At 70.9% G+C, this 20,618-nt stretch carries 13 protein-coding genes; 10 read left to right on the plus strand and 3 right to left on the minus strand.

From position 1 onward, the window contains the following. Nucleotides 1-17 precede the first annotated feature (17 nt). The 5 genes from OHT74_RS32405 (at nt 18) to OHT74_RS32425 (ending at nt 7,169) form a co-directional block, all read left to right on the plus strand. The gene (locus OHT74_RS32405) at nt 18-1,520 is read left to right on the plus strand and encodes an aldehyde dehydrogenase family protein (RefSeq protein WP_328622119.1); all 1,503 of its coding nucleotides are present in this window, start codon (nt 18-20) and stop codon (nt 1,518-1,520) included. A gap of 2 nt (nt 1,521-1,522) precedes the next feature. Further along, nucleotides 1,523-3,049: a GMC family oxidoreductase gene (locus tag OHT74_RS32410; protein ID WP_328622120.1), complete on the plus strand. Its 1,527-nt coding sequence runs from the start codon at nt 1,523-1,525 to the stop codon at nt 3,047-3,049. Next, complete coding sequence (locus OHT74_RS32415; protein ID WP_328622121.1) at nt 3,046-4,161, plus strand: quaternary amine ABC transporter ATP-binding protein; 1,116 nt, start codon at nt 3,046-3,048, stop codon at nt 4,159-4,161. The genes OHT74_RS32410 and OHT74_RS32415 overlap by 4 nt, the downstream gene beginning before the upstream one ends. A gap of 67 nt (nt 4,162-4,228) precedes the next feature. After that, a complete protein-coding gene (locus OHT74_RS32420) occupies nt 4,229-6,202 on the plus strand; it encodes an ABC transporter permease (protein WP_328622122.1) in 1,974 nt (657 codons plus the stop codon). Between the two features lies 1 nt (nt 6,203). Then, nucleotides 6,204-7,169, plus strand: coding sequence for an ABC transporter substrate-binding protein (locus OHT74_RS32425; RefSeq protein WP_328622123.1), 966 nt, complete (start codon nt 6,204-6,206; stop codon nt 7,167-7,169). Between the two features lie 51 nt (nt 7,170-7,220). Here OHT74_RS32425 and OHT74_RS32430 read toward each other — a convergent pair whose 3' ends face one another. Next, entirely contained in the window at nt 7,221-8,030 is an 810-nt protein-coding gene (locus OHT74_RS32430; protein ID WP_266669361.1) for a VOC family protein, read from the minus strand. 373 nt (nt 8,031-8,403) lie between these two features. Here OHT74_RS32430 and OHT74_RS32435 point away from each other — a divergent pair, with 373 nt between their 5' ends. The 5 genes from OHT74_RS32435 to OHT74_RS32455 all read left to right on the plus strand — a co-directional run bounded on the left by OHT74_RS32435 (nt 8,404) and on the right by OHT74_RS32455 (nt 17,838). Continuing rightward, a complete protein-coding gene (locus OHT74_RS32435; RefSeq protein WP_328622124.1) occupies nt 8,404-10,020 on the plus strand; it encodes an MBL fold metallo-hydrolase in 1,617 nt (538 codons plus the stop codon). A 153-nt stretch (nt 10,021-10,173) separates the two neighbouring features. After that, the gene (locus OHT74_RS32440) at nt 10,174-11,964 is read left to right on the plus strand and encodes a non-ribosomal peptide synthetase (RefSeq protein WP_328622125.1); all 1,791 of its coding nucleotides are present in this window, start codon (nt 10,174-10,176) and stop codon (nt 11,962-11,964) included. After that, on the plus strand, nt 11,961-13,715 hold the full coding sequence (locus tag OHT74_RS32445) for an NAD(P)/FAD-dependent oxidoreductase (RefSeq protein ID WP_266669367.1): 1,755 nt from the start codon (nt 11,961-11,963) through the stop codon (nt 13,713-13,715). Before OHT74_RS32440 ends, OHT74_RS32445 begins: the two co-directional genes overlap by 4 nt. Nucleotides 13,716-14,020: 305 nt before the next feature. Further along, complete coding sequence (gene rsgA, locus OHT74_RS32450) at nt 14,021-15,121, plus strand: ribosome small subunit-dependent GTPase A (protein ID WP_328622126.1); 1,101 nt, start codon at nt 14,021-14,023, stop codon at nt 15,119-15,121. Between the two features lie 287 nt (nt 15,122-15,408). Next, complete coding sequence (locus tag OHT74_RS32455; protein ID WP_328622127.1) at nt 15,409-17,838, plus strand: non-ribosomal peptide synthetase; 2,430 nt, start codon at nt 15,409-15,411, stop codon at nt 17,836-17,838. Between the two features lie 82 nt (nt 17,839-17,920). Here OHT74_RS32455 and gntD read toward each other — a convergent pair whose 3' ends face one another. Both gntD and OHT74_RS32465 read right to left on the minus strand, forming a co-directional pair. After that, nucleotides 17,921-18,958 carry a guanitoxin biosynthesis L-enduracididine beta-hydroxylase GntD gene (gene gntD, locus OHT74_RS32460; protein ID WP_328622128.1) on the minus strand — a complete coding sequence of 346 codons (1,038 nt, stop codon included), beginning with the start codon at nt 18,956-18,958 and terminating at the stop codon, nt 17,921-17,923. A gap of 36 nt (nt 18,959-18,994) precedes the next feature. Next, nucleotides 18,995-20,590 (minus strand): condensation domain-containing protein, encoded by a 1,596-nt coding sequence (locus OHT74_RS32465; protein ID WP_328622129.1) that lies wholly within the window; start codon nt 20,588-20,590, stop codon nt 18,995-18,997. Nucleotides 20,591-20,618: the final 28 nt, after the last annotated feature.

Here is a 20,618-nt window from a genome sequence, read left to right on the forward strand (position 1 = left end):
GAAAGGCCATACGCAACGTGACCGGAGCACAACAGACCATCCATGTGGGCGGAGAATGGCGCGCAGCCCTGTCCGGCGCCACCCGCGAGATCATCGACCCCGTCGACGCGAGCCCCTTCGCGGTCGTCGCGGAGGGCGGCGTCCAGGACACCGACGACGCCGTGGCGGCGGCACGAGCCGCGTTCGACGCCGGCGCCTGGCCGCGTACGCCGGTCGCCGAGCGCGCCGCCCTGCTGCGGCGGGTCGCCACCCTGCTGGAGCGCGACCGCGAGCGGATCGGCGCCCTGGAGAGCCAGGACGCGGGCAAGACGCTGGAGGAGGGCCGCGTCGACGTCGACTGCGTCCGCGATGCGTTCCTCTACTTCGCCGACCTCGTGACCAACGAGGACGGCGGACGGGTCGTCGACGCCGGTTCGGACGAGATCCGCAGTGTCGTCGTCCACGAGCCGGTCGGCGTCTGCGCCCTGATCACGCCGTGGAACTACCCGCTGCTCCAGGCCAGCTGGAAGATCGCGCCCGCACTCGCCGCCGGCAACACGTTCGTGATCAAGCCCAGTGAGATCACCCCGCTGACCACCGTCGTGCTGATCGAACTGCTCCTGGAGGCCGGACTGCCGCTCGGCGCGGCCAACATCGTCACCGGTCCCGGCGGCACCGTCGGCGCCCGGCTCGCCGAGCACCCGGATGTCGACCTCATCTCGTTCACGGGCGGTCTCGTCAGCGGTACGAAGGTCGCCAGGGCGGCAGCCGACAGCGTGAAGAAGGTCGCCCTCGAACTGGGCGGCAAGAACCCCAACGTCGTGTTCGCCGACGCATGCACGACACCCGAGGGATTCGACACCGCCGTCGACCAGGCGCTCAACGCCGCCTTCATCCACAGCGGCCAGGTCTGCTCCGCCGGCTCCCGCCTCATCGTCGAGGAGCCGCTGCGCGAGCGCTTCGTCGCCGAGCTCGCCCGCCGGGCCGAACTGATCCGGCTGGGACGCGGCACCGATGCGGGCGTCGAGTGCGGTCCGCTGGTCTCGGCGGCCCAGTTGGCGAGGACCGAGGAGTACGTGGCCTCCGCCCTCGCCGAGGGCGCGGTCCTGCGCGCAGGAGGCGGGCAGCCGGCCGGTCCCGGCTACTTCTTCCGGCCCACGGTCCTCGACCGGTGCCACCGCGGCATGCGCGTCGTGCGCGAAGAGGTCTTCGGCCCCGTCCTGACCGTGGAGACCTTCCGTACCGAGGAGGAGGCCGTCGCCCTCGCCAACGACACCGAGTACGGCCTCGCCGGAGCGGTGTGGACCTCCGACGAACAGCGTGCCCGGCGGGTCGCCGCCCGGCTGCGCCACGGCACCGTCTGGATCAACGACTTCCACCCCTACCTGCCTCAGGCGGAATGGGGCGGCTTCGGGAAGTCCGGCATCGGCCGCGAACTGGGCCCCGGCGGTTTCGCCGAATACCGCGAGGCCAAGCACATCTACCAGAACCTCGCTCCGCGCCCCGTGCGCTGGTTCGCGGGCACGACGGCGAAGGGCTGAGCATGAACGACCACCATGTGTACGACTACGTCGTCGTCGGCGGCGGCACCGCGGGTTCCGTGATCGCCTCTCGCCTCACCGAGGACCCGGACGTCAGCGTCGCCGTCATCGAGGGCGGCCCCAGTGACGTCGGCCGCGACGACGTCCTCACCCTGCGCCGCTGGATGGGCCTGCTCGGCGGCGAACTGGACTACGACTACCCCACCACCGAGCAGCCCCGGGGCAACTCGCACATCCGCCACAGCCGTGCGCGGGTGCTGGGCGGCTGTTCCTCGCACAACACCCTCATCGCGTTCAAACCCCTCCCCTCCGACTGGGACGAGTGGGCGGAGGCCGGCGCCGAGGGATGGGACGCGGCGGCCATGGACCCCTACTTCGCCCGGCTGCGCAACAACATCGTCCCCGTCGGTGAGGCGGACCGGAACGCGATCGCCCGGGACTTCGTCGACGCGGCGCAGGCCGCGCTCGGTGTTCCGCGCGTCGAGGGCTTCAACAAGGCCCCCTTCCACGAGGGCGCCGGCTTCTTCGACCTCGCCTACCACCCGGAGACCAACAAGCGGTCGTCCGCCTCCGTCGCGTACCTGCACCCGTTCCTGGACCGGCCGAACCTGCACATCGCCCTGGAGACCTGGGCGTTCCGGCTGGAGCTGAAGGGCGCCCGCGCCACCGGCGTGCACATCCGCACCAAGGAGGGCGCGGAGCACGTCGTGCGCGCCCGGCGCGAGGTCCTGGTGTGCGCGGGGGCCGTGGACACCCCGCGCCTGCTGCTGCACTCGGGCATCGGGCCGCGCGCCGACCTGGAGAAGCTCGGCATTCCCGTCGTGCACGACCTGCCGGGCGTCGGGGAGAACCTGCTCGACCACCCCGAGTCGGTCATCGTGTGGGAGACGCACGGTCCGATCCCGGAGAACTCCGCGATGGACTCCGACGCCGGCCTGTTCGTCCGCCGGGACCCGGAGGCCGAGGGCCCGGACCTGATGTTCCACTTCTACCAGATCCCCTTCACCGACAATCCGGAGCGCCTGGGCTACGAACGGCCCGCGCACGGCGTGTCGATGACCCCGAACATCCCCAAGCCGCGCAGCCGCGGCCGGCTCTACCTGACGAGCGCCGACCCCGAGGACAAGCCGGCCCTCGACTTCCGGTACTTCACCGACGAGGACGACTACGACGGCCGCACCCTCGTCGACGGCATCCGCATCGCCCGGCGGATCGCGGAGAGCGAACCGCTCGCCGGATGGCTGAAGCGCGAGGTGTGCCCGGGGCCCGAGGTCACCTCCGACGAGGAGCTCAGCGCGTACGCACGCCAGGTCGCGCACACCGTCTACCACCCGGCCGGCACCTGCCGGATGGGGGCCGACGACGACGAACTCGCCGTCGTCACGCCCGATCTGAGGATCCGGGGCCTCGACGGCATCCGGATCGCCGACGCGTCCGTCTTCCCGACCATGACCGCCGTCAACCCGATGATCGGCGTGCTCATGGTCGGCGAGAAATGCGCCGACCTGCTGGGAGGAACACCCCGATGAGCACTCCGAACACCGCGCCGCACACCACGACTCTGCCGGACACCGCGGCCGCGCCGCAGACCCCCGCGGAATCCGTCTTCTCCGTACGCGACCTGTGGAAGGTCTTCGGTCCCAAGGCCGACCGCGTGCCGGCCGACAAGGAGCTCGCGGCCCTCGGCGCCGCCGAGCTGCGCGAGCGCACCGGCTGCACCGCCGCCGTCCGCGACGTCTCCTTCGACGTCCGCAAGGGCGAGGTCTTCGTCGTCATGGGCCTGTCCGGCTCGGGCAAGTCCACGCTCGTACGCTGCCTCACCCGGCTCATCGAACCCACCTCGGGCACGATCTCCATCGACGGCGAGGACGTGCTGTCCATGGACACCGGCCGGCTCCGCGAGCTGCGCCGGCACCGGGCGGCCATGGTCTTCCAGCACTTCGGGCTGCTGCCCCACCGGACGGTGCTCGACAACATCGCCTACGGACTGGAGATCCAGGGCGTGGGACGCGCCGAACGGCGCGAGCGGGCGGCGGAGTTCGTCACCAAGGTCGGCCTGGACGGCATGGAGCACCGCAGGCCGAGCCAGCTGTCCGGCGGCCAGCAGCAGCGTGTGGGCCTTGCCCGCGCACTCGCCGTGGACCCCGAAGTCCTGCTGTTCGACGAGCCGTTCAGCGCGCTGGACCCGCTCATCCGCCGGGACATGCAGGAGGAGGTCGTACGCCTGCACCGGGAGGAGGGACGCACGATGGTCTTCATCACGCACGACCTGAGCGAAGCGCTGAAGCTCGGCGACCGCATCGCGCTGATGCGCGACGGCCGAATCGTGCAGCTCGGCACGCCGGAGGAGATCGTGGGCGCCCCCGCCGACGACTACGTCAGGGACTTCGTCCGGGACGTGCCGCGCGAGCAGGTGCTGACCGTCCGCTCGGCGATGCGCCCCGCTCGCGCCGACGAGTCCGAGGGCGGCCCCGCGCTCGCCCCGAGTGCCACCGTCCACGAGGCCATCGAGGCCGTCGTCCGAACGGGCGTGAACGCGCGGGTCGTCGAGGACGGCAGGTGCGTCGGTGTGGTCGACCACGCGGGACTCCTCGGTGTCGTCGCCGGGGTACCGGCCGCGACCGGGAAGGCGGTGGCCTGATGTATTCCCATACGACCTGGCCGCCGCCGTGCGGCACGACCGGCGCCGACGCCGGGCGGTGGGGCCGATGACCGCCACCGTCACCCCTGCTTCTGCGAGCTCCGTGGCCGCCACCGGCGCCGGACCCGGTGTGCTGCGCGCGCTCGCGCGCCACCGCGGCCGGCTGATCGGCGCCGGCGCGGCCCTCGCACTCGTCCTCGGTTCCGTACTCCTGGGCGCCGGAAACTGGCCGGCGGCGCTCTCCGTCGACCTGTCGGGACCGCTCAAGCACACCAGTGACTGGATCATCGACAACCGCGACGGACACCCCCTCTTCCTGTACTTCCTCGGGCACGTCAGCAACGTCGTGGTCGTCTCCGTCCGCGCGGTGTACCTGGTGCTGCTCGCCCTCGGCTGGGCCGGCGTCACCGCCGCCGCCGGGCTGCTGGCCTGGCGCGTCGCCGGAGTCCGGCTCGCGCTGACCTCCGCCGCCGCCTTCGCCGTGTGCGGACTGCTCGGCATGTGGGTGCCCACCATGCAGACGCTCGCCCTGATGGTGGTCGCCGTCGCCGCGTCCGTGCTGCTCGGAGGCCTCCTCGGACTGGCCGCCGGCCTGTCGGACCGTATGCACCGGATCCTGCGGCCGGTGCTGGACACCATGCAGGTGCTGCCGGCCTTCGCGTACCTCCTGCCCGTCGTCCTGGTCTTCGGCATCGGAGTGCCCGCGGCCGTCCTCGCCACCGTCGTCTACGCGGCCCCGCCCATGGCCCGCCTCACCGCGCTCGGGCTGCGCGGCGCGGACGCCGGGGTCGTGGAGGCCGCCACCTCCCTCGGCGCCACCGGCAGGCAGCGGCTGCTGACGGCCCGGCTGCCGCTGGCCCGCAAGGAGCTGCTGCTCGGCGTCAACCAGTCGATCATGATGGCGCTGGGCATGGCCGTGATCGCATCCGTCATCGGCGCGGGCGGCCTCGGCGACCGCGTCTACCAGGCGCTGGCCTCCGTCGACGTCGGCGCCGCGCTCGCCGCCGGCGTGCCGATCGTGCTGCTCGCCATCGTCCTGGACCGGGTCACCGCCGCAGCGGGGGAGCGGATCGGCGCGGCTCCGGCCGGCCGGTCCGCGCTCGGCTGGGCCGTCGCCGGCGTGGTGACCGTCGCCGTCGCCGTCGGGGCCCGCCTGCTCGACCGGCTCTCCTGGCCCGACGCGTGGACGGTGGACATCGCCGAGCCCGTCAACGGGGCGGTCGACTGGATGACCGCCCACCTCTACTCCGGCGTGCCCCTCGTCGGCGGCACCGCCGACTGGGCGGGGCACTTCACCACGTGGATCCTGAACCCCCTGCGCGACGGACTGCAGTGGCTGCCCTGGTGGGCGGTCCTGCTGACCGTCGGCGCCCTCGCCCTGCTCATCGGTACCTGGCGCACCGCCGCGACCGCCGTCCTGGCGATGGCCGCGATCGGCGTGCTGGGTGTCTGGGACCCGGCGCTCGACACGCTGTCCCAGGTACTGGCCGCCGTCGCCGTGACGCTGCTGCTCGGCTTCGCCCTCGGGGTCGCCGCGGCCCGCAGCACCCGCTTGGGACGCGCGCTGCGTCCGGTCCTCGACGTCTTCCAGACGATGCCGCAGTTCGTGTACCTGATCCCCGTGGTCGCCCTGTTCGGCGTGGGCCGCGCCCCGGCGGTCGCAGCCGCCGTGGTCTACGCGCTGCCCGCCGTCGTACGGATCACGGCCCAGGGCGTGCGCGCGGTGGACCCGGCCGCTCTGGAGTCCTCGCGCTCGCTGGGCGCGACCGGGCGGCAGCAGCTGTTCCAGGTCCAGCTGCCGCTGGCACGGCCCGCGCTGCTGCTGGCCGTCAACCAGGGCGTGGTGCTCGTCCTCGCCGTCGTCGTCATCGGCGGCCTCGTGGGCGGCGGGGCGCTCGGCTACGACGCGGTCTTCGGTCTCGCCCAGGGCGATCTGGCGACCGGTCTGGTCGCCGGTGCGGCGATCGTCTGCCTCGGCCTGATGCTCGACCGCGTCACCCAGCCGACTGGGCGCCGCGACCTCGCCGGAAAGGGGGCCTGACATGGCTCGCACACGCTCCGCCGCACTCGCGGCCGCCGTCGCCGTCGCCCTGACGGCCCTCACGGGCTGCGGCGCCGCCGACATGACCCGCCAGGCGTCCCCGTACGCCGACGCGAAGGGCTCCCGCACGGTGACGCTGTCCGTGCAGTCGTGGGTGGGCGCGCAGGCCAACGTCGCCGTCGCCCAGTACCTGCTGCAGCACGAGCTCGGCTACCGGGTGGACACCGTCCAGATCGACGAGGTACCCGCCTGGGACGCGCTCAGCCAAGGCCGGGTGGACGCCATCCTGGAGGACTGGGGCCACCCGGAGCAGGAGAAGCGGTACGTCGACGACAAGGGGACGATCAAGCCGGGTGGCGATCTCGGGGTGACCGGCCACATCGGCTGGTTCGTGCCGACGTACTTCGCCGAGGAGCACCCGGACGTCACCGACTGGAAGAACCTGAACAAGTACGCCGACCAGTTCCGTACCGCGGAGAGCGGCGGCAAGGGCCAGCTGCTGGACGGCTCCCCGTCCTACGTGACGAACGACAAGGCGCTCGTGAACAGCCTGGGCCTCGACTACCAGGTCGTGTTCGCGGGCTCGGAGGCGGCGCAGATCACGCAGATCAGGCAGTTCGCCAAGGAGAAGAAGCCGTTCCTGAGCTACTGGTACAAGCCCCAGTGGCTGTTCGAGCAGGTCCCGATGACGGAGGTGGAGCTGCCCGCCTACAAGGAGGGCTGTGACGCCGACCCGGAGAAGGTGGCCTGCGCGTACCCGCACACGCCGCTGCAGAAGTTCCTCAACGCCCGCTTCGCGGACGGCGGAGGTGACGCCGCCGCCTTCCTGAAGAAGTTCCGGTGGACGACCGAGATGCAGAACGACGTCGCCCTGATGATCGCGGACCAGAAGCTGTCGCCACAGGAAGCGGCGGGCCGCTGGGTGAAGGAGAACGAGGCCACCTGGCGGGCCTGGCTGCCGTCCTGACGCGGGCGCCCGGAGGGGGATCCACGGGATCCCCCCTCCGGGCACCCGACCTCACTCCTGGGCTCGGCTCCGGACCGGGGTGAGGACCACGAAGTCGGCGTTCGACGGGTCGAGGCAGACGGCGAGCCGGCCGACGCCCTCCGCGTCCTGCGGCCCCATCTGCACGCTGCCGCCGTTCCCGGTGACCTTGGCGACCGCTGCGTCGCAGTCGGCAACGGCGAAGACGGGGTGCCAGTACGGCCGTCCGTTCGTGAGGGCGAGGTTCTCCCCGGGCAGCTGCATGAGGCCGCCGTGCATGCGCTCCTCGGGGAGTCCGGCGGGAGTGATGAGGGTGTACGTGCCCCCGCCGCCGGGCAGCCCCATGTCACTGAACTGCCAGCCGAAGACGCCGCCGTAGAAGTCCTTCGCGGCCGCGGCGTCGCTCGTGTACAGCTCGGTCCAGCACAGCGAGCCCGGCTCGTCCACCAGCTCGGAGCCCTTGTTCGTTCCCGCCTCCCACACGGCGAACTGTCCCCCCAGAGGGTCGCTGTACTGCGCCATCCGGCCCCAGTCGTCGAGACCCGTCGGAGCCACCCGAACCGTGCCGCCCGCGCGCTCCACCGCCTGGGTGGTGGCGTCCGCGTCGGTGACGCTGTAGTAGATCATCCAGGCAGGGCGTGCGCCCTCCTCGGTGAGTTTGCCGAGCCCGGCGACGACCTTGCCGTCCTTCCGGAACATCCCGCCTTCCATGTCCTCCCCCTCGCCCATGGACTCGTAGTCCCACCCGAGGACGGCGCCGTAGAAGGCCGCGGCCGTCCGGACGTCGGGGGCGCCGAGGTCGAGCCAACAGGGGGAGCCGGGCGCAAAGTCATTGGTGATCATGGCTCTTGCCTTTCTGAGGGCCTGTACGACCTCAGGGTGGCATCGGACACCGGCGGTCGCGCGTCCACAAGCATTCGGGGCCGTCCGCTCGGTGTGGCCGGCCATTTAATCCATGCCGCCTTGAATTCTCCTCGAGCCCCTCTCGGGATCAAATTGAGAGATACCTGAGCAGCGTGATCGCCAGGTAACCGGCTTGCTAAATTGTCGGATTAATGAACTGTCGTTCGTGATAGACATGAACGAATATGCGAGGCAAAGAGACACATCTCCTCCGGGGCCTGGCCGGACACCCCCGAGCCCTCCCGTTGACGTGTGTACGCATGCGCAAGCCGCGAACCCACCCACCGACATCATCGACAGTGAGGGAATTACCGTGCCGGCACACCAGAAGCTCTACCTTCGCCCGTCCGTGGTTGCGCAGCCCCTGCTGCACCGCTGGTACGCGTGGCCCTATCTCCTGGCGCCCCACACCGGCGCGCTGAATCTGCGGGACCGTCTGCTGCCCATCGTGGACAGCTACTTGAAGGCGCCGCACCTCCACGATGCGGTCATCGCGGACCCGCACCGCTACGGCGCGCCCTTCCTGGACCCCGAAGGCGCCACCCACGATGAAGTCCAGGCGGCGCGCGAGACCATGGTCAAGGACGGCCAGGCCAAGCTCCAGCTCGCCGACGACATAGCCGAACTCCGTGCCCTGCTGCGGGAGAAGGCGCTCGGCGGGCCGATGGAAGCTCTCTACCCGTTGGTCCCCCACTCCCTCCGCGGGCGCGTGGAGCTCGTCTACGACACCGCCCACCGGCCCACCTTCCGCTTCTTCGAAGCGCTGATGTACAGCTCGCCGGCGTACGAGCGCCACGGTCAGTGCGTCTCCCTCACCGCCGCACCGAGCCCCCAGCCCTTCGTGTACAGCAGCCCCGTCCTCCCGCGCCCCGACCGCCTGGACATCGACCTGCCCTTCGACTCCCCGCTGTGGGACGAACTGTTCGCGGCGCGCCTCGACCCCGTCGACGTCCCGCAGCTCGCGCAGCGCCTCGGGATCGCCGATGCCGACCTGCCGGCGTTCACCGCGCTGTTCCACGACGCGCCGCCGGCACAGCACACCCCGCCCGCGCCCGGAGACGTCCGGGTGCGGTACTTCAATCACGCATCCGTGCTGATCGAGACCGGCACCACGTCCGTCCTCCTCGACCCGCTCATCGGCTACACCGACGACGGCTACGAGCACTACACCCTCGAGGACCTCCCCCGGCACATCGACGCGGTCGTCATCAGCCACTTCCACTCCGACCACTTCTCGCTGGAGACCCTGCTCCAGCTCCGCACCCGCATCGGCACGATCATCGTTCCCCGGGCCTCCGGCGGATCGCTGCCCGATCCCAGCCTCAAGACCATGCTCCAGGCCCTCGGCTTCTCCAACGTCCAGGAGCTGGCCGAACTCGAGACCCACCGCGTGGCGGACCACGTCGAAGTCACCGCCCTCCCCTTCGTGGGCGAGCACGCCGACCTCGACATCCGCACCAAGATGGTGCCCCTCGTCCGAGCCGGCGGCCGCAGGTTCCTCTTCGCCACCGACATCACGCCGCTCGAGCCCGCGCTCTTCGACAACATCCCCGGCCTCACCGAGACCCCCCTCGACGCGCTCTTCATCGGCCTCGAGTGCGTCGGAGCCCCTCTGAAGTGGCTGTACGGGCCGATGCTGGAAGGGAAGCTCTCCCGTGAGCACAACACCGGGCGCCGGCTCAAGGGCAGCAACGCCGCCCAGGCCGACGAGCTCGCCCAGCAGCTGGGCGCCCGGCACGTCTACGCCTACGCCATGGGCCTCGAACCCTGGCTCAAGCACCTCACCGGCTCCGAGTACGACCCCGAAGCCGAACAAGTGCAGCAGGCCGGCGTCCTCACCCGGCTGAGTGCCGAACGGGGCATCACCGCCGAGCTCCTGCGCGACCGGGCCGAGCGCACCTGGTCCGTCGTCGACACGGCGAAGCCGTAGGACCGAGCCGTCACTTCTTTCCGCAGGCAGAGCGGGCCGCGGCGACCGGCGCACTCGTTCGCGGCTCGAGCGTTAATAGAGGGCCCTTCGATCGGCTGCGGCTACGCTATTCGTATCGAGAACTGACAATAATTCGGCAGGGGGCGTTTGTTTGTGAACCATGGCGATCCGAAGACCCTGACTTCCCTTTTCGAGGAATGCGCCAGAAGATTGCCGGGTCATACTGCCCTGGAATTCGAAGGCGAATTTTTGAGCTACGGCGAGCTGAATCGCCGGGCAAATAGGCTGGCACACCATCTGCGGGACACCAGCGGAGTCCGCCCCGACGACCGGGTGGCGATCCTGGTCCGGAATCCACCGGACGTGATCATTGCCATGCTGGCCGTCCTCAAGGCCGGCGGTGCCTATGTGCCCCTGGACCCCGACAACCCGCCGGCGGTGACCCAGCGGATCGTCGAGGCCGTGGCACCCAGGGCCATGGTGATCGAGTCGTCAGCGGCCGCCGGCGCGATGTTCTTCGACGGAGAGCTCTTCTTTCTGGACGTCATGGGCGGCGCCCTCGACACACCGGATTCCGACCCCGAGCCGGTGGCCACGCCGTCCGACCTCGCGTACGTGGTGTACACATCGGGAACGACCGGGACCCCCAAGGGCGTGGCCGTCGAACACCGCGCGATCGTCAACACGCTGACGTGGCGCAACGCCTATTACGGGTTCGGTCCGGAAGATGTGAACCTGGCCATTCCGCGACCGTCCTTCGACAGCGCCGTGGTGGACACGTTCTCCGCCCTCACCTCCGGTGTGCGTCTGCTCCTGCCGCGCCGGGACCGCATCACCGACCGGCGTTATCTGACCGGCCTGATGGAGCACCGGGACGTCACCCATTTTCTGATCACCCCCATGCTGTACAAACGCCTCCTGGACGGCATGGAAGCTCAGCAGGTGAAGTCCCTGCGGTGCGTCACGATCGCCGGTGAAGGGTTCGCGCCGAGTCTGACCCAGGAGCACTTCCGGCGTCTCCCGGAGGTGCATCTGTACAACGAGTACGGGCCCTCCGAGAATGCCGTCTGCTCCACCGTCCACCGCCTCACGGCCACCGACGAGCGCGTGCTCATCGGCAAGCCGATCGAGCACACCGAGGTGTTCGTCCTGGACGAGGACGGCGCGCCCGTGGCACCGGGCGGAATCGGCGAGCTCCACCTGGCCGGAGCGGGCCTGGCCCGGGGCTACCTGGGCGATGCCGAGCTGACCGCGGAGCGGTTCTTCACGCCGGCCTCGCCCTCGATCGCCGGGAAGCGCGTCTACCGCACCGGGGACATCGTCCGGCAGCACGAGAACGGCGACCTCGAATTCATCGAGCGCCGCGACGGCCAGGTGAAGATCCGGGGCCGCCGGGTCGAGTTGGGCCACGTGGCCCAGGTCCTCTCCCAGGACGCCGCGGTCGGCCACGTCCACCTGCTGCGCCACGCCACCGACTCCGATACGCCGCTCCTGATCGCCTTCGTCCAGGGACCCACCGTCCAGGACGTCGACCGGCTGCGTGCCATGGCGCAGGAGAACCTGCCGGAGTACATGGTCCCTTCGGCGATCATCCCCCTCGACACCGTGCCGCTCACCGGCAACGGCAAGGTCGACGACAAGGCCCTGGTGGCCCTGTACGCGGCTGCCGTCGGCCAGGGCGCGGCGGGCCCGGAGCCGGCGACGGAGGCCGAGGCCGTGCTCCTGGAGATCTGGCAGGAGCTGTTCGCGCCCCTGCACATCGGCCTGGACGACGACTTCGTGGACCTCGGCGGCGACTCCCTCAGCGTGATGGACCTGCTCTCCCGCGTGGAGATGCGGATCGGGGTCCAGCTCGACGTCTCGGATCCCTACACGGACCGGACCGTCCGGAGCCTGGCCCTCAACATCGAGAACCGACAGAACGACAAGGTGGGTACAAAGTGAGCAGCCAGAGCGGAACTGACTCCGTGTTCGGCGGTGTCGACTACGACGTGGTCATCGCGGGCGGCGGCCTGGCCGGGCTCTGCCTGGCCAAGCAACTCAAGGATGCGCAGCCCGAGCTGTCCGTCCTCGTCTGCGAGCGCGAGCGCTCACCGATCCCGCTGTCCGCGCACAAGGTCGGCGAGTCCTCGGTCGAGGTGGGCGCGTACTACTTCCACCACGTCCTCGGCCTGTACGACTACCTGGAGGAGGAGCACCTGGAGAAACTGGGGCTCCGGTACTTCTACGGCGGCGGCTCGGGCCTCCAGGAGGAGGCCGAGTTCGGCGTCAACCGCTTCCTCCCGGCGAAGTCCTACCAGCTCAACCGCGGCTCCCTCGAGGAGCACCTGCGCGTGGTGGCGACGGGCGCCGGGGCCGAGCTGACGCAGGGCGTCAAGGTGCTCGACATCGAGCTCGGCGAGCAGGACGCCCCGCACCGGGTGACGTACCAGGCTCTTGAGGAAGGCAGCGAGGAGACGACCAGCGTCACCTGCCGATGGGTCGTCGACGCCACGGGCCGGCACCGGCTGCTGCAGCGCAAGCTCGACCTCACCAAGCGGTACCCCAAGCCCCACAACTCGGTCTGGTTCCGGCTCGAAGGCCGGCTCGACACCGACGAGGCGGTCGGCCCCGAGCACACCGGCTGGCACGATCGCATCACCGAACCGCGCTGGAACTCCACGAACCACTTCATGTTCGAGGGCGGCTGGGTGTGGGCCATCCCGCTGGCCCCCAACCACACCAGCGTCGGCATCGTCGTGTCCGACGACCTCCACCCGGTCACGAAGTTCAACCGGATAGAGAAGGCCATCGACTTCGTCGTCGAGCGCGTTCCGGGCTTCGACCCCGCCATCCGCGAGCTGCCGGTCCTCGACTTCCGCGTGCTGAAGAACTACAGCCACTCCTCGCAGCAGGTCTTCTCGCAGGACCGCTGGGCGTGCGTCGGCGACGCCGCGGTCTTCGCCGACCCGTACTACTCCGTGGGGTCGAACCTGATCGGCTACGCCAACAGCTTCGTGACCGAGATGGTCGGCCGCGATGTGAAGGAGTCCTTCGACGAGGGCTTCGTGCGGTACGCCAACCGCTGGTTCCTCTCGCTCGCCGAGGGGCTCACCATGAACATCCAGGGCTCCTACGCCTTCCACGACAACGCCGTGATCATGTCGTTGAAGACGGTCTGGGACTACTACGTCGGATGGTCCTTCTCCGACCCGCAGTTCTACGGGAAGACCTTCCTGGACGAGTCGGCGAGCACGGCGCTCAGCGCGCTCGGCGCTCACGCGGTGGCGACCCAGGGCACCATCATGAAGCTCTTCCAGGCCTGGGCGCGCAGCTATCGCGGAGTCTTCGCCTTCGACTACATCGACTACTACGACGACGTGCCCACGCTCGCCCGGCTCTTCGAGCAGAACCTGCCGGGTGACGACGTACCCGCCTTCGGCACGGTGCTCACGAGCGTGCGCGACGGTCTGGAGCGCATCGAGGAGCTGGCCCACGTCATCTTCTACCTCGCCCTCGAGGACGCCCTTCCCGAGCGCCTCGAAGAGATCCGCTCGCGGGGCTGGCTCAACGTCTCGGCGCTGAGCCTGGACCCGGAACGCTGGGAGCAGGACGGGCTGTTCGCACCCAAGAGCCGGCCGCGGCTGGACGAGGTCAATGCGCTGGAGAAGGAGATGCGGGCCCTCTACCGCACCTCGGCGCCCGCCGGACGGTAGAACACCCCCCACTCACCCGGGCGAGCGCGCCCGGGTGAGTGGGTCGTGGCAATCGCCGTCAGGATCCTGCATCTGGAGTGTCAATCCAGTTGCACTTGAGCGGTATTGCGGGTCATTCGGTGCTGTCGTAGCGTCAAGTGCACTGAATGCCCGGTGCGTCGGAGCCTGCCGAGGTCGGCGACCCTCATGTCGCCACCGCCGCAGCGGCGCCCGAGAGCAGCCCACCCCCTCCGCCCCCTGTCCAGCGCCGGTGCAACCCGATGTGCGTGCACCGGCCGGAAACGCCTCCCGAAGGGCTCATCGCGTTGCGTCACTCATCGACATCGGCCGATTCGATCTACCCGCGGCCGCTCGAGGCCTATGGATGGTCCCCCGAGCTCGACGACCAATTCGCCTCCGCTGCCGACGCCTCGTGGGTGCCGGGCCGGGTCATTCGGGTCGACCGGGGCCGTTGCGACGTCGTGATCGCCGACGGCGACTCCGAGGTGACCGTCGTCCACGCCGACACCGGTCCGGTCGCGGGCCCCGACCCGACGAAAATGCCCTGCACGGGCGACTGGGCGGCGATCCAGGTCGGCGCAGCCGGCACGTACGTCCAGGCGCTGCTGCCGCGCAGCACGGCGATGGTCCGCTCCAGCGCCTCCCAGCGCTCCGAGGGCCAGGTGCTCGCCGCCAACATCGACACCATCGGCGTCGTCGTGGCCCTGGACTCGGAGCCGGACCTCGGCCGGATCGAGCGGTTCCTCGCCCTCGCGTGGGAGAGCGGAGCGCAGCCGGTGATGATCCTCACCAAGTCCGACCTCGCGCAGGACGCGGACAGCGTCCGTGAGACGGTCGAGCAGGCCTCGCCCGGGGTGGACGTCCTGGTCGTCAGCGCCACCACCGACGACGGCATGGACATCCTCGCGGCCGTTCTGACGGGGACGACCGTCCTGGTCGGCCAGTCGGGCGCGGGCAAGTCCACCATCGCCAACGTGCTGCTGGGCCGCTCCGTGATGGAGACCCAGCAGACCAGGAGCGACGGCAAGGGCCGCCACACCACGACGACCCGGGAGCTGATGCCCCTGCCGGGCGGCGGGGTGCTGATCGACACTCCCGGTATTCGCGGCGTGGGCATGTACGACGCCTCCGACGGCCTGCAGCAGACGTTCTCGGAGATCGAGCAGCTCGCCGAGGACTGCCGGTTCCGGGACTGCGATCACGTCGCGGAACCCGGCTGTGCGGTACGCGAGGCCATCGATGACGGCATGCTCCAGCAGCGCCGCCTGGACAGCTACCACAAGCTGCTCCGCGAGAACCAGTGGATCGCCTCGCGGAGCGATGCCCGCCTGCGCCAGGACCGCCTCAAGGCGCTGAAGACGCAGGGCAAGGAAGGCATGGCCAACATGATCGCGAAGCGCGGCTGACGCGAGGCGACGGCCTGGTCGCAGTACCGGGCGCCCGAGTTGCGGGCCGCCCGGTACTGCGACCCGACAAGTGCATGGGCACCCCCTGTGGTGTCAGCGGTGACCCGCGTACCGGCTCGGCCACGGCCGTGCGGTGCGCGGTCCGTTCGCGTCCCACCTCAGTGACGGGTGTGCCCGCACGTGCCCGATGCGGTGTTCGAACCCCATGGCGGCTCATGCGCCGTGGAGAACGCCGCTTGGCCAACGGGCAGTTGTCTTCATTCGTCCCCGAGCAAGGGAATGTGCCCATGACATCCGACACTGTTGTGCCCGCCACCACGATCCGCCCCCGACGCACGGGCGCCGCGCAGTCGGCGCGCGCCCACGCCAGGCTTGCGCTGACCGCGGCCGCCGTCGACGGCCTGGCCAAGGTCTCCGGCGGGCGCCCCCTGGAAGAACTGGTGGCCCTCACCGCGGCGACGGCAGTGGTGGTCGGCGCGGCGGAGCACACCGACGAGCCGGTGGTGGCCGTGTCCGGTCCGGCCGGGCCGGTGCTGTCCGGGATCGGGCTCGCGGCCCGGTCCACCGTCGGCGATCTGGTCCGGGCCGCCGACTCGGCACTGCGGTCGGCGCCGGTGGTGACCGACGAGGCGGTGCTCGCCGGCGCGGTGCTGGTCCGCTCGGCCCGGGTCGGTGCCGGCCTCGCCGCCCGTGCGTCCCGGCAGGACGTCATCGAGCTGAGACTGACCGAGTCCGGTGCGGAAGGCGTACGCGAACTCGTGGCCGAGGCCGGACCGGATCGCGCCGAGGCCTGGTTCCTGGAAGTCCTGCTGCGGTCGGTGTCCCGTGTCCTGGCCGGATTCGTCGATCCGCACGGCCCCGCCGCCGCGCTGGCGTCGGCCGCGGCGGACGATGCGGCGGCGGCCGCTGCGCTCGGCCGACGCGGCTTCGAACCGCAGGGCGTCACCACGACGCTGACGGCGCCGATCGAGGAGGCGGTCCGCGCGAACCCGGACCGTACGGCGGTCGTCGCCGGCGCCGAGTCCCTGACGTACCGCGAGTTCTGGCAGGCCGCGCAGGCCGTGGCGGCCCGTCTGCACGCAGCGGGCATCGGACGGGGACACCGGGTGGCGGTGCTCACCGGCAAGACGGTCCACGCCGTGCCGGCGATCACCGGCACGCTGCTCGCGGGCGCGGCCTACGTGCCGCTCGACCCCAGGTCACCGGCCGCGCGGCTGGCCGAGATCCTCGACGACGCCGAGTGCGCAGCCGTCCTCGCCGCGCCCGACCTGCTCACCGGCCTGCCCGTCGGCCTCACCACCCCGGTGATCGACATCCAGGCCGCGGTCGGCGGCCCCGCCGCCGAGCCCGGGACCGGCCGGCCCGGGCCGCTCCCGGACGACCTCGCGTACGTGGTGTACACCTCGGGGTCGACCGGCAGGCCCAAGGGCGTGGAGATCCGGCACCGTGCCATCGCGAGCTATGTGCACTGGAAGCGCCGCAACCACGGGCTGGACGTCGACACCAGGCTGCTGCAACTGCCGTCTCTGGCCTTCGACAGCTCGGTCGCCGACCTGTTCCCGGTGCTGGCCTCCGGCGGGCTCCTCGTCCTCGCGGACACGCACCAGCTGCTGCCGCGCCAGCTGGCCGACCTGGCGCAGCAGCACCGCATCACCCACCTCACGACCGTCCCGAGCCTCTACCGGGTCCTGCTGGGCGAACTCCCGCGTGCCGCGGCCTCACTGCGCGCCGTCACGGTCGCCGGCGAGGCCACGACGCCCGATCTGGTGCGCCGCCACCACGAACTGCTGCCCGGAGTCAGGCTGATCAACGAGTACGGCCCGACGGAGAGCTCGGTCGGCGCGACCGCGTTCGACCACGGCACGGCCGCCGGCCCCGGCCTCCCGATCGGGTGGCCCATCGCCAACACCGTCGCCACCGTGACCGGCGGCGACGGCCGGGCCCTGCCGATCGGGTTCGTCGGAGAGCTCAGGCTGGCGGGACACGGCCTTGCGGACGGATACCGCAACCGGCCGGAGCTGACGGCGGCGGCCTTCGTGGCCGACGCCGAGGCGCCCGGTGGACGGAGCTACCGCACGGGTGACCTCGTCTGGTGGCGTCCGGACGGAATGCTGGAGTTCACCGGGCGGGCCGACGACCAGGTGAAGATACGCGGCCACCGGGTGGAGCCCGGTGAAGTGGAGAGCGTGCTGGGACTGCTGCCGGGAGTTCGCCAGACGGCGGTCGCCGTGGTGAGCGGCCCCGACGGCGCTCCGGCGCTGGCGGCCTGGCTGGAAGCCGTGGACACCACCGTGGAGGAGATCAGGGCGCGGGCCAATGCCGCACTGCCGCCCGCGATGGTGCCGACCTCCATCACGCTGATCGACGAGCTGCCCCGGATGGTGAGCGGCAAGATCGACCGGGGTGCCCTGGTGCGTCTCGCCGAGACCGGCGCCGCCCCGGCACCGGCGTCCTCCCCGTCGCTGACGGGGTCGGGAGGCGACGAGCTGGAGGCGAAGGTCGGGGCCATCTTCGAGGAGGTCCTCGCCTCCGGCCCGATCGGTCCCGACGGGGACTTCTTCGACGAGGGCGGGCACAGCCTGCTCGCGATCTCCGTGATCGACGCCATCGAACAGCAGCTGGGCGTGAGCATCGACCTGGGTGACTTCTTCGACACCCCCACGGTCCGCGAGGTCTCCCAACTGATCCGGAAGGCCAAGCCGGACCACGAGGCGTAGCCGCGCCGCAACGACGAACACTGTGCCCGGGGCATCCCTGCCCCGGGCACAGTGTTTGTCGTATCGGCGTGCGGGCCGTCGGCTAGCCGATCAGGCGGGAGCCGACGGACCGGCGCATGGCACGGGACTTGCGCAGGTCGTGGGTGACGTTGACCCGCTTGAGCCAGCGGTCCGTGCCGTCGTAGCGCGCCTCGAAGGCACTACGGCTGTGCACCACCCGGTGGTTGTTCATGAAGACGCAGCTGCCGGCCTCGAGCGGGCAGTCGGTCAGGCCGGCGTCGAGCAGCTCCGCCGCCGCCGTGAAGGCCCGTACGGCCTCGGTGTCCTCCTCGGGCGCCGACATGTGCGTCGCGTCGAAGCACAGCAGAGGGTGGGACCGGGAGCCGGTCAGCATGGGCACCGGGCCGAGCCCGTCGATGAGGCGCGCAATGTTCTCGAAGACCAGCCGGTCCTCGTCGGTGCGCACCGTGTTGTTCTCCGGCAGGTGCGACTTGTCGGGAACGATGCGGAACCGGCTCTGGAACAGGACGTCGAGGACGTCCTGCGGCAGTACCGAGAAGTCCGCCTCCGCGACCGTCACCGGCACGGCGTCCGGGTTGCGCAGCGCCGACAGGATGATGTAGTCGGCGCGGTAGGGGTGGAAGGCGTCCTCGGTGTGCAGGGTCAGCGGTGTCTTGCTGCCCGTGCCGAGCAGCTCGCGCTCGTACTGGCGGATCGGGAACACGTCGTTGACCAGGTGCCCGTCCTGCTGGCTGGCCCAGCCGAACGGTTCGCCGAGCAGCGAACCGTAGAGGAGGACGAGGATCTCCTCGGGCAGTTCGCGGTGGATCCGGGTCTCGTCCTTCCAGTGCTCGGGCGTGGGCCCGATGCGCTCGTCGTCCACGAGATGGCCGTTGACCGAGCAGAAACCGCGTGCCTGGTCGAGCGAGAAGGCACGCAGGAAGCGCCGGACCCGGACGGGCAGTTCGGCGGTGAGCAACGGCAGGTCCTGGAGCAGCCGTTCGTCGTCGGCCGCGAGGTACTGCTCGGCCAGGCGCAGTGTCAGTTCGGACACCTGCCGGGCCTCGGCCGCGGTCAGCCGCAGCTCTGTCCCGGTCCGGGGCCTGATGGACGTCGTCATGGTTCGTCTCCTCATGTGCAGGGGCAACAGGTCGGTTCAGGCGTCGAACCGGAAGCCGCTGAAGGCACGGTGCGTCAGCGCCGCTTCGGGTCCGGGCTCCGCGGGGTCCCGCAGGAGGCGCGTCACTTCGTCGACGAGCCGCCGGGCCATCCGCTCGGCGGTGTCCGCGGCGTAGCGCTCGGTGTCGTACTGGAGCCACAGCCGCATGCCGTCCGCGTGTTCCACGAACTGGAAGGACAGCTCGAACATGCCGACGCGCTGGGGTATCGGCCCGCCGCGCAGGGCGATCCCGCCCGGCAGACACGGGCCGGTGTCGATGCGGGGATACAGGGCCACCCACACGTCGAAGAACGGCATCCGTCCGGGGGACCGCGGTGGAGCGAGCGCCGCCACGAGCGTGTCGAAGGCCACCCCGCTGTGGTCCACCGCGTCCACCGTGCGCTGCGCGACCTGATCGACGAGGTCGTCCGCCGAAGCCTCGTCCCGGACCTGCAGCCGCAGCGGGACGGTCGCGACGTGGAAGCCGACCGCGTCGTTCGCACCGAGTCGGGCCCGCCGGTCCACGGGGGTGCCCATACAGATGTCCGTGCTGCCCGTGATCCCGACCAGGGTACGGGCGACGGCGGCGGCCAGCGGAACGAACGGGCCCGCGTGGTGGCGCCTGCCCAGGTCCGTCAGTTGTCGCAGCACGTCCGGACCGATCTCCCGCACGGCGATGCCCGTGGCGCTGCCGGCGGCACGCTGCGTCCGCGGACCGCGCACCGGGAGGGGGAGCGGCGCCGGAGGGGGGAGGAGCACGCGACGCCAGTGGTCCAGCGCGGCCTCCTGATCGGACGGGCGGTGAGCGGGCCGGTCCTCGGGCGGCGCGACGGCAGCCGGGTCCGCGTAGGCCGCCACGAGTTGAGTGGCGAGGATCTCCAGGCTGCGTCCGTCACACACGAGGTGGTCCGCGAGCAGCAGGAGCGACCACCGGGCGTCGGGGCGCAGGAACAGGGTCGTCCGTATGAGCGGGCCGGTCGACGGGTCGAACGGCACTGCCAGGCGCTCCTCCACCAAGGCGTCGAACCGGGTGTCGCCCTGGTCGTGCCCGCGCAGGTCGATGACCTCCAACGGCGGCACGTCGTCGGTGACCACCGCCCGCGGTTCGCCCTGGGCCTCGACGAAGACGGTCCGCAGCGCCGGGTGGCGTCGCGCCAGGCCGTCCAGCGCAGCCGCCAGCCTGTCGACGTCCACGGCACCCTCGCCGTCCAGCAGACAGGGCACCGTGTAGGCATCGCAGCCGTCGTTCCCGCGCTGCCGTTCGAGCCACAGCCAGCGCGTGGCTTCGGCGACCTCGGCTCCGGGCAGCGCAGCAGCGGGCCGTTGCCGCGAGGCGGCCGGCCCGGCGGGTTCCACGGCTCCGGGGGTGAGGCCGGCCAGCCGGGCTGCGAGCAGCTCGGGCGAGGCGGCGTCGAAGATGTCCCGCACGCGGACCCGCACGCCGACGGCCTCCTCCACGGCCACGGAGAGCTCCAGCGCGGACAGGCTGTGTCCGCCGGCGACGAAGAAGTCGGTGTCCGGGGTGACTTCGTCCAGTTCAAGTGCCGAGGCGAACAGCTCGCACAGCCGCTGCGTCAGGTCGGGTTCAGTCACGTCGCCCCATCCCGTACGGCTGAGGGCG

The sequence above is a fragment of the Streptomyces sp. NBC_00354 genome (assembly GCF_036106915.1).
GTDB lineage: Bacteria > Actinomycetota > Actinomycetes > Streptomycetales > Streptomycetaceae > Streptomyces.

Bases quoted from the DNA above. Each gene is read 5' to 3' on its own strand.
- OHT74_RS32410 (WP_328622120.1), top strand. From the start codon at position 1,523: ATGAACGACCACCATGTGTACGACTACGTCGTCGTCGGCGGCGGCACC.
- OHT74_RS32415 (WP_328622121.1), top strand. From the start codon at position 3,046: ATGAGCACTCCGAACACCGCGCCGCACACCACGACTCTGCCGGACACC.
- OHT74_RS32420 (WP_328622122.1), top strand. From the start codon at position 4,229: ATGACCGCCACCGTCACCCCTGCTTCTGCGAGCTCCGTGGCCGCCACC.
- OHT74_RS32425 (WP_328622123.1), top strand. From the start codon at position 6,204: ATGGCTCGCACACGCTCCGCCGCACTCGCGGCCGCCGTCGCCGTCGCC.
- OHT74_RS32430 (WP_266669361.1), bottom strand. From the start codon at position 8,030: ATGATCACCAATGACTTTGCGCCCGGCTCCCCCTGTTGGCTCGACCTC.
- OHT74_RS32455 (WP_328622127.1), top strand. From the start codon at position 15,409: ATGACATCCGACACTGTTGTGCCCGCCACCACGATCCGCCCCCGACGC.
- gntD (WP_328622128.1), bottom strand. From the start codon at position 18,958: ATGACGACGTCCATCAGGCCCCGGACCGGGACAGAGCTGCGGCTGACC.